13 protein-coding genes and 2 tRNA genes are annotated in these 14,890 nt (G+C 33.1%); 8 read left to right on the top strand and 7 right to left on the bottom strand.

Features of this window, described 5'->3' with window-relative positions; translation table 11 throughout:
- Positions 1–91 precede the first annotated feature (91 nt).
- The 4 genes from E1J38_RS11545 to E1J38_RS11530 all read left to right on the top strand — a co-directional run bounded on the left by E1J38_RS11545 (position 92) and on the right by E1J38_RS11530 (position 2,975).
- Positions 92–163: transfer RNA gene (locus E1J38_RS11545), tRNA-Glu, on the top strand.
- Between the two features lie 25 nt (positions 164–188).
- Entirely contained in the window at positions 189–440 is a 252-nt protein-coding gene (rpsT, locus tag E1J38_RS11540) for a 30S ribosomal protein S20 (protein ID WP_133356818.1), read from the top strand.
- A 147-nt stretch (positions 441–587) separates the two neighbouring features.
- Positions 588–1,910, top strand: a complete 1,323-nt coding sequence (locus E1J38_RS11535; RefSeq protein ID WP_133356819.1) for a dicarboxylate/amino acid:cation symporter — start codon at positions 588–590, stop codon at positions 1,908–1,910.
- 12 nt (positions 1,911–1,922) lie between these two features.
- On the top strand, positions 1,923–2,975 hold the full coding sequence (locus E1J38_RS11530) for an isoaspartyl peptidase/L-asparaginase family protein (RefSeq protein ID WP_133356820.1): 1,053 nt from the start codon (positions 1,923–1,925) through the stop codon (positions 2,973–2,975).
- Here the strand turns inward: E1J38_RS11530 and E1J38_RS11525 are convergent.
- A complete protein-coding gene (locus E1J38_RS11525) occupies positions 2,972–3,439 on the bottom strand; it encodes a hypothetical protein (protein WP_133356821.1) in 468 nt (155 codons plus the stop codon). The genes E1J38_RS11530 and E1J38_RS11525 overlap by 4 nt on opposite strands.
- A 161-nt stretch (positions 3,440–3,600) precedes the next feature.
- On the opposite strand from E1J38_RS11525, the gene trxB reads away from it, so the two are divergent.
- Entirely contained in the window at positions 3,601–4,581 is a 981-nt protein-coding gene (gene trxB, locus E1J38_RS11520; protein ID WP_133356822.1) for a thioredoxin-disulfide reductase, read from the top strand.
- A 201-nt stretch (positions 4,582–4,782) separates the two neighbouring features.
- Positions 4,783–4,857: transfer RNA gene (locus tag E1J38_RS11515), tRNA-Pro, on the top strand.
- Positions 4,858–4,996: 139 nt separating this feature from the next.
- Here E1J38_RS11515 and E1J38_RS11510 read toward each other — a convergent pair.
- The 3 genes from E1J38_RS11510 to E1J38_RS11500 are packed head-to-tail and all read right to left on the bottom strand — an operon-like array spanning position 4,997 to position 8,040.
- Complete coding sequence (locus E1J38_RS11510; RefSeq protein ID WP_133356823.1) at positions 4,997–6,169, bottom strand: LETM1-related biofilm-associated protein; 1,173 nt, start codon at positions 6,167–6,169, stop codon at positions 4,997–4,999.
- A gap of 58 nt (positions 6,170–6,227) precedes the next feature.
- Positions 6,228–7,388, bottom strand: coding sequence for an acetylornithine deacetylase (gene argE, locus E1J38_RS11505; RefSeq protein WP_133356824.1), 1,161 nt, complete (start codon positions 7,386–7,388; stop codon positions 6,228–6,230).
- A gap of 25 nt (positions 7,389–7,413) precedes the next feature.
- On the bottom strand, positions 7,414–8,040 hold the full coding sequence (locus E1J38_RS11500) for a YceI family protein (RefSeq protein ID WP_133356825.1): 627 nt from the start codon (positions 8,038–8,040) through the stop codon (positions 7,414–7,416).
- 121 nt (positions 8,041–8,161) lie between these two features.
- Here E1J38_RS11500 and hemN point away from each other — a divergent pair, with 121 nt between their 5' ends.
- Together hemN and E1J38_RS11490 are read left to right on the top strand one after the other, a co-directional pair.
- A complete protein-coding gene (gene hemN / locus E1J38_RS11495) occupies positions 8,162–9,532 on the top strand; it encodes an oxygen-independent coproporphyrinogen III oxidase (RefSeq protein ID WP_133356826.1) in 1,371 nt (456 codons plus the stop codon).
- Between the two features lie 16 nt (positions 9,533–9,548).
- Positions 9,549–10,379 (top strand): universal stress protein, encoded by an 831-nt coding sequence (locus tag E1J38_RS11490; protein ID WP_133356827.1) that lies wholly within the window; start codon positions 9,549–9,551, stop codon positions 10,377–10,379.
- 81 nt (positions 10,380–10,460) lie between these two features.
- Here E1J38_RS11490 and E1J38_RS11485 read toward each other — a convergent pair whose 3' ends face one another.
- From E1J38_RS11485 to E1J38_RS11475, 3 genes are read right to left on the bottom strand one after another with little or no spacing between them, the layout of a single operon-like run.
- Positions 10,461–11,864 carry a TolC family protein gene (locus E1J38_RS11485; protein WP_133356828.1) on the bottom strand — a complete coding sequence of 468 codons (1,404 nt, stop codon included), beginning with the start codon at positions 11,862–11,864 and terminating at the stop codon, positions 10,461–10,463.
- Entirely contained in the window at positions 11,861–13,219 is a 1,359-nt protein-coding gene (locus tag E1J38_RS11480) for an HlyD family secretion protein (protein WP_133356829.1), read from the bottom strand. The genes E1J38_RS11485 and E1J38_RS11480 overlap by 4 nt, the downstream gene beginning before the upstream one ends.
- Positions 13,220–13,231: 12 nt before the next feature.
- Positions 13,232–14,890: a peptidase domain-containing ABC transporter gene (locus tag E1J38_RS11475; RefSeq protein WP_133356830.1), complete on the bottom strand. Its 1,659-nt coding sequence runs from the start codon at positions 14,888–14,890 to the stop codon at positions 13,232–13,234.

Here is a 14,890-nt window from a genome sequence, read left to right as displayed (position 1 = left end):
TTAGATAAGTATTGCATCATTTAAAAATAGTTGTATTTTTGCATCCGCAATCAAGAATTGCATGCTCATTAAATAATGAAGTAACCAAAATGGCCCGTTCGTCTATCGGCTAGGACGCCAGGTTTTCATCCTGGTAAGAGGGGTTCGATTCCCCTACGGGCTACAATTTTTAATAAGAAAAAAACAAAATGGCAAATCATAAGTCAGCATTAAAAAGAATTAGAAGTAACGAAGCTAAACGTGTAATAAATAGATATCAACACAAAACTACACGTAATGCTATTAAGAAGTTACGAGAGCTTACTGATAAGAAAGAAGCTGAAGCTTTATTTCCTCAAGTAGTTTCTATGTTAGATAAACTAGCTAAGAAAAATATAATTCACGCTAATAAAGCTGCTAACCTTAAATCTGGCTTAGCAAAACATGTTGCTGCTCTTTAAAATTAGCCAAAAAAAATTTTTCAAAAGCCTTTCAGAAATGAAAGGCTTTTTTTATGGTTTAAATTCTTTGTTGCTGTGGTCTTAATTTTTGATTAAAAATAGTTGTTACAAATTCCGTAAGTTTATAACAAATTAATTTTATTTCTTATGAAGAAACTAGCACTGCATTGGCAGATATTAATAGGGATGTTGCTAGGTATCGTTTTTGGTTTTATAGCGGCATCATTTAATGGACAAGATTTTGTAATTAAATGGATAGACCCGTTTGGGAAAATATTTGTTAAACTTCTAAAACTTATTGCAGTACCTCTCATTCTAGCTTCTTTGATTAAAGGCATTTCTGATTTAAAAGATATATCTAAATTCAAGAATATGGGGTTGCGCACTATAGTCGTGTATATTATTACAACAATTATAGCAATAACTATTGGATTAGGGTTAGTAAATACTTTAAAACCAGGTAACGGTATTACTGAGGCTACGGTTAACATGCTTAAAGATAAGTATTCAACTAGTAATCAAGCACAAACCATACTTATTAATGCGAAACAGCAAAAAGAAGCAGGTCCACTTCAGTTTTTGGTAGATATGGTTCCAGATAATGCAGTTTATGCCATGGGCAACAATAAATTTATGTTACAGGTTATTGTATTTGCAATTTTACTGGGTTTATGCTTGTTATTGGTGCCTGAAGAAAAAGCTAAACCATTAAAAGACTTTTTTGATTCTTTAAATGAAGTTGTTTTAAAAATGGTGGATATAATTATGCTTTTTGCACCTTATGCAGTTTTTGCGTTATTAGCTAGTGTTGTTGTTTCTGCTGATGATCCAGATATTCTTTTGGCATTACTAAAATATGCAGGAGTTGTTGTTCTAGGTTTGTTTTTAATGATTTGCTTCTATATGATTTTAGTATCCGTTTATGCTAAAAAATCGCCTTTTTGGTTTATAAATAAGATAAGTCCGGCACAATTATTAGCATTTTCTACAAGTAGTAGTGCCGCAGCTTTACCAGTAACAATGGAGCGTGTTGAAGAGCATGTAGGAGTAGATAAGGAAGTAACAAGTTTTGTTTTGCCTGTTGGTGCTACTATTAATATGGATGGAACAAGCTTGTATCAAGGTGTTGCAGCTGTTTTTATTATGCAGGTTTTGTGGCCAGAAGGTTTGGTGTTTAGCAACCAGCTAATGATTATTTTAACCGCATTATTGGCATCAATTGGTAGTGCAGCAGTTCCTGGTGCAGGTATGGTAATGTTGGTCATAGTTTTAGAAGCTATAGGATTTCCATCGGATTTGTTGCCAATAGCCTTAGCCTTAATTTTTGCAGTAGATAGACCTCTAGATATGTGTAGAACTACGGTAAATGTAACAGGTGATGCAACGGTTTCAACAATAATTGCCAAATCTTTGGGTAAGTTGGGAGAACCTCATGTTAAGAATTGGGATGACAATTATCCAGTTAAATAAATATTCATAATCATGAGACATATACTGCTGTTAATTTTACTGTTTATTTTTACAATATCATGTAACAATGAATTAAATAAAAAAATAGAAACGACACAGCGACAATCTAAATCTTTTGCAATTGTAATTCATGGAGGCGCAGGTGATGGATTGATAAGAGATAATTTTGATAAGCATAGGCAAAGGCTATACACAGAAAAACTTCAAGAAGCCTTAGATTCTGGATATAGAATCCTTGAAAAAGGAGGTGGTTCATTAGATGCTGTACAAGCAGCTATTGTGGTTTTAGAGAATTCACCATTATTCAATGCAGGAAAAGGAGCGGTTTATAATAGTGAAGGTAATCAAGAAATGGATGCCTCTATTATGGATGGAAAAACGTTAAATAGTGGCGCCGTAGCTGGAATTAACCATGTTAAAAATCCAATTTTGGCAGCAAGAACTGTAATGGATAGTACAAAACATATTATGCTTTCTGGTAAAGGTGCTGAACAAGCAATGGCACAATTTGGATTGGAAATGGTTGATAGTACTTATTTCTTTGTTCAAAATATGAGTAATCTCTTAAATCAAAGTAAAGTCATTGCTGAAAGAAATATCAAAAAATATTCTATACTAAATAACACCTTTTTGGGTGGTGAAAAATATGGAACGGTTGGAGCTGTCGCTATCGATAAAGAAGGGAATATTGCAGCAGGAACTTCAACAGGAGGCATAAGTGATAAAAAATATGGTAGAATTGGAGACTCACCTATTATTGGAGCAGGAACATATGCCAACAACTTAACTTGTGGAATTTCTGCAACTGGTACGGGAGAGTTTTTTATAAGAACCGTTGCAGCTCATGAAGTGTCTAATTTAATTCAATACAAAAAGTTAAGTCCCCATGAGGCCTTGCATGAAGTACTTAACAATCAAATTGAAACTTTAGGCGGAAAAGGAGGCATGATTTTATTAGATAAAACCGGAAACATTTTTTGGGACTTTAACACCAAAGGCATGTTTAGAGGGTATAAAAAATCCTCTGGAGAAAATGTCATTGAAATGTTTAAACAAATTAATTAATCCACTCTAATGTAGTTCTCTGAATAAATGTAATTGCCAGAGCTGTCAACAGTAATTTGTGAGAAACTATTTTCGGTCACCACAGCGTTAAAAGTCCATTTGTTACTCGTTTCAATTATTTTATTTACGGGTTTAGAGCCATAATCCAGTTCTTCGGTAAAAATTCCGTCTTTTAAAGTGTAGTCTCCAACGCCGAACCAATCAAGAGAATCAAAAGTGCGCAATTTGCTCCACATAACCTTAGATTTCGAAAACATTTTCCTTTGTTTACGTTCGTTAGATGGCCAAATGGTATCTGTAGTGTCACCTCTATAATTTACATAGCTATGTATTTCCCAAACACCCTGTAAAGGATATTCTTCGGTTTTTTCTATTTCTACTGGAGAGTTGGTTGTTTTGTTGTTAGTGTTGCAACTGGTAAATACGATTATTAGTATCAACGTAAGGTAAAGATATTTTTTCATGATTTTGTATTTAGTTAGTCATTTAAAGTTACAAAAAAATAGTTTAGTAGATTAATAGTATAGATTTTAAATATGTCTTAATAGTAAAGTGTTAATAACTTCTGTGTAAGTTTTCTGTTAAAAACTCTACTTTTGTTTCACTAAATTTAAGAGTAAGAATTATGTCTGATACAATAGAAAGAGTTAAGTGTTTAATTATAGGTTCTGGACCTGCAGGATATACCGCTGCTATTTACGCAGCAAGAGCCAATATGAAACCAGTTTTATATCAAGGAACACAACCAGGTGGTCAATTAACAACTACTAATGAAGTGGAAAATTTTCCTGGATACCCAGATGGTGTTACGGGACCAGAAATGATGATGCAATTGCAAGCTCAAGCACAACGTTTTGATACCGATGTACGTGATGGTTGGGTAACAAAGGTTGATTTTTCTGGTGATGTTCATAAGGTATGGGTAAATGACACAAAAGAGATTCATGCTGATACAGTAATAATCTCAACAGGAGCCTCGGCTAAATATTTAGGTTTAGAGTCAGAACAGAAATATTTAAAATTAGGGGGTGGTGTCTCAGCTTGTGCGGTTTGTGATGGTTTTTTCTATAGAAACCAAGAAGTGGTGATTGTAGGTGCTGGAGATTCTGCCTGTGAAGAAGCCCACTATTTGTCTAAATTGTGTAAGAAGGTAACTATGATTGTTAGACGAGATGAATTTAGAGCTTCCAAAATCATGGAAGCTAGAGTTAGAAACACAGAAAATATTGAAATATTACATAACACTGAAACCGATGAGGTTTTGGGAGATGGACAAGTAGTTACCGGAGTTCGTGTTTTCAACAATAAAACAGGTGAAAAGCATGAAATTCCTGCTACTGGTTTTTTTGTGGCTATTGGGCACAAGCCAAATACTGATATTTTTAAAGACTTTTTAGATTTAGATCAAACAGGGTATATAATTAACGTACCAGGTTCTTCAAAAACCAATGTAGAAGGTGTTTTTGTGTCAGGTGATGCAGCAGACCATGTTTATAGACAAGCTGTTACAGCAGCTGGCACAGGTTGTATGGCAGCATTGGATGCTGAACGGTATCTAGCGTCTAAAGATGCTTCGTTTGAAGTATCTACTTCAACTTATAATTAAAATAAATATAAGCCTTAAATAGCCAAAGTTTTTAATAGCTTTGGCTTTTGTTTTATATAAAAATATGTTTTCTTTGAAAACTATTTTAAATCGGGATGTGGCCCTTCAACTTCGCTCAGGATAAACTGCACCACAGTTAAATTCGAGTTTAGTAAAAAAACCACTAAGTCACTGTTTGGGCTTATTAATATTTGTTTAATTCGGGATGTGGCGCAGTCCGGTTAGCGTACACGGCTGGGGGCCGTGTGGTCGCAGGTTCAAATCCTGTCATCCCGACAAATAGCATATTACTAATTTTATGTATAAGGACATTTATTTAAATGTCCTTTTCTTTGAATATATGTTTCTTTTGCGTTTAGTTGAAGTTTATATTAAAAGATTGTTCATTATAGCAAGGAATAAATTTTAGTGTAAATCAATCTTCAACCCTATTTTCATCAAAAGCAGAAGGTAATAGTTTTGGAATAAATTTAATTACCAAAGGCAATAATAAAGCCCCTCCTGGCAACATAAAAATAGCTAAGCTTGGAATGGATTTGAAAATATCCAATAGTTGTTCCTGTACTTTTTTATGTTCCTCATCACTTAAGTTGCGTTTGGTAGATTGAGATAGTAGCACCATAAGTTCTTTACTGTCTTTTAACTCCTGATGTAAGCGTTTTCTGTTTCTGGAAATGAGTTTAGTAACCATCTTGCTAGAGTTATTATAAAAACTCTGTACTATATTTTTAGAACTTAAAAGTGCTATGTTAGTTTTATTTACCGAGTAAAATAGGTTTACGGAGGCTATCGATTCTTTGACCCTATTTTTGGATATTGTTAGATCGGTACCTAATTTTATTAGAAAACGTTGTTCGTTTTTGTCAATTTTTTTATCAGTCCATGTGGCCATACAGGCTAAGTCTAAAATGTAGTTTTTCTCCTGTTTAGTCTTTATTGTATTGATAGCGTTTTGGTATTCTAAGGGCGTATTGTTATGATAACGCAAAGACGATTCAAATAGTTTTATTAAACTTTCATCGTATTGGTTTTTAGTTAGCTTTGAGTTTAATACGTCCATAATGATAGCTTCAATAGAGGCTTCTAAATTTTTTAGATAACCAATTGAAACAGATTGTTTTTTTATAAACTCTGAATAAGCAAGAACATCAATATAAAGAAGCGCGTTAATAATAAAATATTTAAAATTTTTAGTAAGAACATTAGCATCAATCTGAATACGTTTGTGAATGATTTTTTCTAATTGCTCACTTGATTTTTTTCCACCTAAAAGCTCTTGAAAAAAAGAGGTTTTTAACTCATTTATTTCTGTATAAAAATTAATGACATTTTCAACAAAGGGAAGATTGGTGTTAGACTGATGATGTGTATAAAAAAGTGCTAAAAGTAAATTGGTTTTTGAAAGTTCTTCTTCTGTAAGGTCATTTTTTGGTAAAATGGCTAAAACAACATCTAAATTACTGCCATAAATGAAGCCACATCCTCTAAGGGCATCGTAAAAATCTGCTTCACTGAAATTTAAAAAAGCATTGTTTTCAGAAACATCCTTAAGCAATTTTTTAATCCAACCTTGGGCAGAAGGGTTCATAAAAGCATTGTTTGTTATAAAAATACATCTTATTTGTAAATACAAAAAAGAACTTGTATTAAATTGATGTCTTTAAATGTTTAACCAAATTTTTAATCATTTCTACACCTTTTTTTAATTGGTTCTTTGAAATGTATTCGTTGGCTCTATGCGCCTGGGCAATAGAACCAGGACCACAAATAATACTTTCAAAACCAGCATTAGCAAAATGACCTGCCTCAGAAGCATAAGATACGGTAGTCCAATTATAATTTCCTGTTATTTTACCAATAAGGTTAATAACGTCAGAATTTTCATTAGTGTTTAGAGAGGGGACAATGGGGTGGTTTTCAACTACATCAATTCTAAAGCTGGAGAAAATAGGATTTAGAGCTTTCTCTCTAGATTTGCAATAGTTTTTTAAGTCTTGGTACATTTGGTTGGCATCATCTTGAGGTAGACATCTAATATCTAATGATAGAAATGCCTTGTTTGCAATAATATTAGGTGCAATACCACCATTAATAATTCCGGTATGAAGTGATGAATGAGGAGGTTCAAAGCGAGAGTCGATACTACCAGAATTTATCAAACTATTCATTTTTTCTTCAGCCCACATAACAATTCTAGCAGCTTCATGTACTGCACTTACCTCTTGTTTTATTCTACTACTATGGCCCTGAGAGCCATTCACTGTGATATCAATAATATGAATACTTTTTTGTCCTATAATAGGTTGTAGCATTGAAGCTTCACCGATTATGGCATATTTGGGCTTTTCAGAATACGTTTTCTTTATATGATTTATAAGTGACGGAGCTCCTAAACAACCTACTTCTTCATCATAAGTAAAAGCGAAATAAATAGGTTTTTTAAGTTTAGTTTTAACCATTTTAGGCAATACCGCTAAACAACAGGCTAAAAAACCTTTCATGTCACAACTACCACGGGCATATAAATTGCCGTCTGGTTTTTCCACAAGTTCAAACGGATTGGTATTCCAAGGCTGTTCTTTAACGGGTACCACATCGGTATGACCAGAAAGGATGACTCCGCCGTCTACAGCGGGTCCAATTCTGCAATGCAGAGAGGCCTTAGTATTGGTTTTGTTAGGAACTAAATAGATTTCAACACCAAAGCTTTCAATGTAGTCTTTTAACCAATTTATAATTTTTAAATTACTTTCACCACCCAAAACAGAAAATGAAACCAGTTTTGCAAGTATCTCTTGGGCGGTCATGTTGGGCAAATATTTTTAAGAAAAGCTAATTCTTTCTTAGGTAAGTATTAACTTCTATAACTACATCTTCCCATGTTTTGCTAACACCATCGGGTCCTTTGTGTAAATCAAAACACACTTTATTTAATGAAGCTAATGCATCTAATGCATTCCAATCTTTAAGATTCATAACACCAGTTAAAGTAACGCGTCTTTCTTCTTCAATTTTTACTTCAAGCGGTATATTATGAGTAACACCATTCATGGTGAGTGATGCAGAACAAGAATCATCAACGTAATTAAGAGTGCCTTTTAAAAACTCGGTATCTAACATGGCTCCAAAAAAAGAGGCTTTTATCTTGGCGTCTCGTGTATTGGTAGCATCGTTGGTAAATAGGCTACTGATTGGAATGGAGAAGTTCAAGTTATTTAAAGCTTCTTGAGGTGAAGAACCAGATTTAATTTCAAATTTTGAAGTAGTAAATTCCCCACCAACACCTACTTTGTCGGTTGTTTTATAGGCTGTCCATTTTATAGAGGTTGCTTCGGGTTTTACTACAAATTTTTCAGTGGCAACAGTCTCTTTTTCAATAGGTTTAGTTTCCTTTTTTTCTTTTTTACAAGCAATAATACTTAGTGATAAAGCCAATATTAAAACACTAGTTTTTTTCATTTTTCTTTTTTTTAAACAAGTTTAAAGGTAATCAATATTACTCTAAATACAAATAAAGGTATGACATATATCATGTTTTTTAATTAGTAATGGTTTTAATTTTGTGTTACAAATGTCAGGTATGTCTAGAGCGTTAATTAATAAATATAATATCGCGGGTCCTCGCTATACGAGTTATCCAACGGTTCCTTATTGGAATCAAGAAACCTTTTCTTTGGAGAATTGGAAGGATTCCTTAATAAAATCATTTCATGAAAGTAACTCAAAAGAAGGCATTAGCCTTTATATCCATTTGCCTTTTTGTGAAAGTTTATGCACATTTTGTGGGTGTAACAAACGTATTACAAAGCAACACAGTGTAGAGTCTCCTTATTTAAAAGCGATTTTAAAAGAATGGTATTTATATTTAGAATGGTTTGATGAAAAACCAATTATTAAAGAATTGCACTTAGGTGGTGGTACGCCTACTTTTTTCAGTCCTGAAAATTTGAATTTGTTAATAAACGGGATTCTGGATGATGCTGTGCTTGCTGAAAATCATGAGTTCAGTTTTGAGGGGCACCCCAATAATACTACAAGAGAACATCTACAAACTTTATATAACTTAGGTTTTAAGCGTGTTAGTTATGGTGTTCAGGATTATAACGAAACGGTTCAAAGAGCCATTCATAGAGTGCAACCTTTTGAGAATGTAAAACGTGCTACTGAATTAGCTAGGGAAATTGGTTACACTTCTGTTGGACACGATATTATTTTTGGGTTACCTTTTCAAAATTTAGACCATGTAAAGGAGACCATTCTCAAAACGAAGGAATTGCTTCCAAACAGATTGGCATTTTACAGTTATGCACACGTGCCATGGATAAAGGGTAACGGTCAGCGTGGATTTAGCGACTCTGATTTACCTTCGGCAGAGTTAAAGCGTTCTCAATATGAATTAGGAAAAGAATTATTGGCAGAAGTTGGTTACCATGAAATAGGAATGGATCATTTTGCACTAAAAACAGATTCTCTATACAAGTCTATGGAAAATGGAAGTTTGCATAGAAATTTTATGGGTTATACCGCTTCAAAAACCCAGGCTATGATAGGGTTGGGCGTGTCATCAATTAGTGATAGTTGGTATGGTTTTTCTCAAAATGTTAAACAAATTGAAGATTATTACAAATTACTGAACCAAGATGTAATTCCGGTTTATAGAGGTCATATTTTAAATGAAGAAGATTTGATTATTAGAAATCATATTCTTAATTTGATGTGCGGTTTTAAAACCGAATGGAGTCAAGATCAAGATTATCTTTATTTTGATGAAATTCCAGAAACCCTAATGAGGCTAAAAGAAATGGAGGCAGATGGATTACTCAATATTAATTCAAACAGTATTGAGGTAACAAAAAAGGGTCAGCCATTTGTTAGAAATGTTTGTATGGCTTTCGATTTATTATTGCAACGAAGACAGCCCGATACACAGTTGTTTTCAATGACCGTCTAAACTAAATTTATAAATTATGAAAAAGATTATTGTACCTGTAGATTTTTCAGAGTATTCAGAGTACGCTTTGAAAGCAGCCGCTAAACTAGCAAAAAAAAGCAACGCAGAATTGTTGGCCTTACATATGTTAGAAATGTCTGATGTCATGTTAACTGGAGCCGGAGAGCAACCACAAAAAGTGATTTATTTTTTAAAATTAGCAGAACAACGTTTTGAAGACTTTTTAAAGAAAGACTATTTAGAAGGCTTAACCATTACACCCATTGTTAAACATTTTAAGGTGTTTAGTGAAGTTAATGAGATAGCCAAAAAATATGAGGCAGATTTAATAGTTATGGGGTCTCATGGTGCTAGTGGGGCAAAAGAGTTTTTTGTAGGTTCCAACACAGAACGCGTTGTAAGAAATGCTGAAATCCCTGTGCTTGTGGTAAAGAATGACATTGCTAAAATTAATTTTGATATTGTAGTATTTGCTTGTGGGTTTGGTGAAGATTCTATTGAAGCTTATCTCAAAGCTTCAAGTGTATTTAATAGAATGAATGCTAAAATGTATTTAGTGCATGTAAACCTACCAAACGATAGATTCCAAAGTTCTGATGAAATAGAACGCGATGCCGTGAATTTCTTTACTAAGGCTGAGGGGAATTTAGATAAAATTACTGATGTTCATTATATATCAGACTATACTGTTGAAGATGGTATTTTAAATGCGGCAAACAAACTGGGGGCCGATTTAATTGTAGTGCCTACACATGGAAGAAAAGGATTAGCGCATTTCTTTCAAGGTAGTGTAGGTGAAGATGTTGCAAATCATGCTACATTACCAGTTATGACTTTTAAAATATAGAATAATTTAAATTTTTTGGTTAATTAATTTTACAGAAAAGCGTTGAGAATTATTGATTTTCAACGCTTTTGTTTTTTAGGTCTATTCCGTATCAACATCTGCTAGTGCTAACACATTAAATAGGTTTGCTTTAGTTTTTAAGAAATCATTTTCAATTTCAATGGCTTTTAGTTTTGCGTCAATTAGTTTAGATTCTCGAGAGTTTACCAAGAATAAGGAACTTTCACCTAAGAAAAATTTGCGTTCTTCTGCAGTTAACATTTTAGTGTAATCATCAACAATGACACTGGTAAAATTATTTTGAGTTACATAAGAATCTAATTCTTGATTAATGGCGTCAATTTTATTGATTAGGCTTATTCTAGTATTTTGAACTTCAAATTCTGTGTCTTTTAATTTAATTGTAGCAAGCTTTAAGTCGCCGCGTTCTTTTCTCAAAAACAATGGAAAACTAACATTAACACCACTTTTATAAGCTGCAGAACTAAAAGACCTTACCACATCTGGAGTTTCAGACAGGAAATTGTATTCAAGATCTATTTGAGGTAATAAATTATTTTGTTTTAAGCGTTTCTCAATTGTTAAACTTTGAATTTTAAAGTCTAATGATTGTAACTTTGGATGGCTTTCAATATCAAAACTTTCAACTTCTAATCCAAATGTATTTAAGGTAGTGTCAATATTATCAAAAGTTGAAATATCAGGAATTATATTATCCCCAATCTCAATAGGTGTATTATCATTCAGCCATAAAAAATTTGACAACTCTAAACTCGATTTTACAAACTTAATTCTAGCTTTTTCTAAGTTTAATCGTCTATTGTTTAAGGCAATTCTGGCTTCTAATGTATCTATAGCAGGTTTGTCGCCTACTTCGTAACTTTTCTTTATACCGTCAAAACGAATTTTAACGTTTGTCAAGAATTCTTCATAAACTCTTTTTTCGTTATAAAGCCTCAACCAATTAAAATAGCTTACCGTGGCTTCGTATAAAATATTGTTTACAAGTAATTGTCTATCGGCTTGAGCTTGTTTTATAAACAACCTTGATTGCCTTAACATGGCCATCCGCTCATTTGTTAAAAAACCTCGAGCTACAGGAATGGATACACCTGCACTATAAAGTCCATCTTCTGGAACAATGGCTTGGGGATCTAAAAAGTCACCTGTGTTTTCTTCAAAGTTTCCTTTAAACTCAATACCAAACCAAGTAGGAATTTTAAAAGTGGCATTTAAACGATCATAGTACTCTGTGTTTTTAAATTTTTTACGATCATAATCAACTTCTAGCTTGGGGTCAAAAGCACCTCTAGCTTTCATGAGTTTTGCTTCACTTTCATTTATTACCAAGTTAGCTTGTTTTACTATTGGGTGATAGGATTTTACATAACCTAGGTATTCTGAAAGCGACATTATTGATGTATTCTCTTGTGCTGAAAGAATACTACTCAAGCATATTATGAAAATGAATAGGGCTAATCTCATTTTTTATCTTTTTTAGAATCTGCTTTACCATTTTGTGGCTCATAATAGTTTGGTGGGAAACTGTTAATTTGACGCCATAACTCAAACCAAATGGGTACATCATCTAGTAAAGCAATAGTTTTAGCACCAGAACCTACTCTAATAGCATCTGGCCACTCGTGATCTTCCTCATCAGGAGCTAACAAAATTCTATATTTTCCGTTGTCACTAATAAATCTTTCTATAGCTACTACCTTGGCACCATAGGTACCATAAGACACATTTGGCCATCCGCTAAATACAATAACAGGCCAACCGTCAAATTGTACTCTTACTTTTTCGCCAATGTGTATTAAGGGTAAATCTATGGGTCTTACAAAAGTTTCTACGGCTAAATCATACTGCCCAGGCATAATACCCACCAGTTCTTGACCTTCTTTAAAGGTAACGCCAACACCACCAACAATGGCTTTATTAATAAATCCACTTTGAGGAGCTGTAACATACAATAGGCTGCTTCTTTTTTTATAATTAGTGTATGTATTTTCTAGTTTGGTAACTTGTGCTTGCGTATCTAATTGACTTGATTGCGCAGTAAACATATCACTTTGAGCTTTAGATATTTTATCAGCGTACTCTGCTTGTGTTCTTGAGAGTTCAATTTCAGCATTGATTACTTCGTTCTTACTTGCTAAATATTTGTTTTGTTGTGAAATAAATTTAGCCTGTGTTTCTTGAAGTTTTAATCGTTTTTCCTCTACATCTTTAACCGCTTTTAAACCTTCGTCTTGTAATGTTTTTTCACGATTAAATTGGGTTTCAGCAATCTTGAGGTTTGTTGTGGCCGCTTCTAGATCAATACTATCACTTTGTACTTTAAGTTTGGCTTGAAGCAATTTATTTTGGGTTTGCTCTAGTTTTAAACCACGTTCTTTTTCTAAAGCTGAAACTTGTCTTTTTAAAGCCTCTACTTTACCACCATAGGCATTAACAGAAGAGGATTTTGCTTGTATTTGTTCATTTGTACGTTCTACCAATCTATCATCAAAATAATCACTTTTAATTTCAGAGATTCGTAAAATGGTATCGCCAGCTTGTACAAAATCACCCTCTTGTACAAACCACTCTTCTATCCGACCTGGAATTTGCGATTGTATAGTTTGTGGTCTTTGATTTGGTTTTAATGTGGTTACCAAACCATCTCCAGTAATATTTTGTGTCCATGGTAAAAACAGAACAATTAATATTAACAAGGCTGCTCCTAACAGGAACCTATTAAAATATTTGTAGTATTTTTTATTCATAATATCCTTACCAGACTTGTACTCTGATAAGTCTATTTTTTTGTTCAACTGGTTATGAGTGATGTTAAGCATAACTAAGTATTTTTATTTTTTTATTGAACCTTTTTCTAATGTAATTATCTCAGTGCATTTGTTTATCCAAACACTACTACTACTTACTACTACAAGTCCCCAAGGTTGCTTTTTATCTGTTAAATAATCGATAATAGCGGTTGTTTCATTTTCATTAAACCTATCTAGAGCATCTTCCAAAATCAAAATTTTTGGTTCCTTTAAAATGGCTCGTGCCAAAACCAACTTTTTAGAAATGGTGTAAGAAAGTCGCTTTCCATCAGGATATAAAATGGTGTTGAGGCCATCAGGTTGTTCTTTGAGAAATTCTCTTAAACCTACTATGTTGAGTATTTCATGAATTTTATCATCTGTAATATTGGGGTTAGAAAAAGTGAGATTTTCTCTTAGCGTACCTTCAAAAGGGCTTTCATCAGACAATGAAAGACCTAATTGAGATCTGAAAAAGTTTAAGTGCAAACTGTTAATAGACATGTCATTAACATAAACATTTCCTCCAGTGGCCTCAATAACACCTGATAGCAAACGCAATAGGGTAGATTTTCCAGCACCACTTTCTCCTTTAATTAGTATTCTACTTTTAGAATTTACTTCAAGCGAAATACCTCTTAGAATATGCTTGTCTCTATTATCTACTTCATAAGATGCATTCTCTAATTCTATCTTTAAACCTTTAGTTATTTGTAGTTCTTCTCCAGATTGACTTTCTAAAGTTTTATCAACTATTTGTCCTATTTTTTCTAAAGATGTTAATGTGTCGTAAAACGATTCTAACCCAAGTATAAGTTTTTCAACAGAGGCTATAACTAGTATAATTATGATTTCGGCAGCAACAAATTGGCCAATATTCATTTCTTGATTAAGAACCAAAGCGCCTCCAATTAAAAGTAAACTTGCCGTTACAATAACTTTAAAACTAATCATTTGAATGAATTGCAGCATTAAAACTCTAAAATGACTTTCTCTTGCTTTTAAGTAGCCATCAACTAAATAGTCATTTTTGTTAATGCCTAAATTTGTACTTCCAGATAATTTAAAACTTATTACAGAACGTGCAATTTCTTGAATCCAATGAGCAACTTTGTATTTGTTTTTAGATTCTTTTAGGCTAGTTTCTAGACCTTTTATTGCTGTAAATTTGAATACTACAAATACAAGTATCAATAATAATAGTCCAAAAATGATAAAGAATGGATGATAAAAAGACAGTAAAACTAAAGCAAATACTATTTGTAATACTGCTGTTGGCACATCAATTAATATTTTTGATAGACTCTTTTGTATAGTTAGTGTATCAAAAAAACGATTGGCTAACTCTGGCGGATAGTACTGGCGTAACTCTGCCATTTTTATTTTTGGAAACCTGTAAGCTAATTCAAAAGAAGACCGCATAAAGATACGTTGTTGAATAGTTTCAATTATCCGCAACTGCATGAGTTGTAAAGCACCTTGAAAAGCTACACCTAATGTAACTATAATAACAAGTATAATCCATGATGTTGAAATTTGAGCTCCTTGAATTAGGTTTATGATAGCTTGTATACCAAGGGGTAATGATAAAGCAACCACACCTGCAAAAATAGCATAGTAAAATACTTGTAGAATATCTCTTTTTTCCAATTGTAGCAGTCCCACAAGTCTGCGCCATGGTGTCATTTTAGTTTGTTCCAT

It is taken from the genome of Seonamhaeicola sediminis (assembly GCF_004358095.2).
Lineage (GTDB): Bacteria > Bacteroidota > Bacteroidia > Flavobacteriales > Flavobacteriaceae > Seonamhaeicola > Seonamhaeicola sediminis.
The sequence above is the reverse complement of the archived record's forward strand: the minus strand, read 5'-3'. Positions and strand labels throughout refer to the sequence as shown.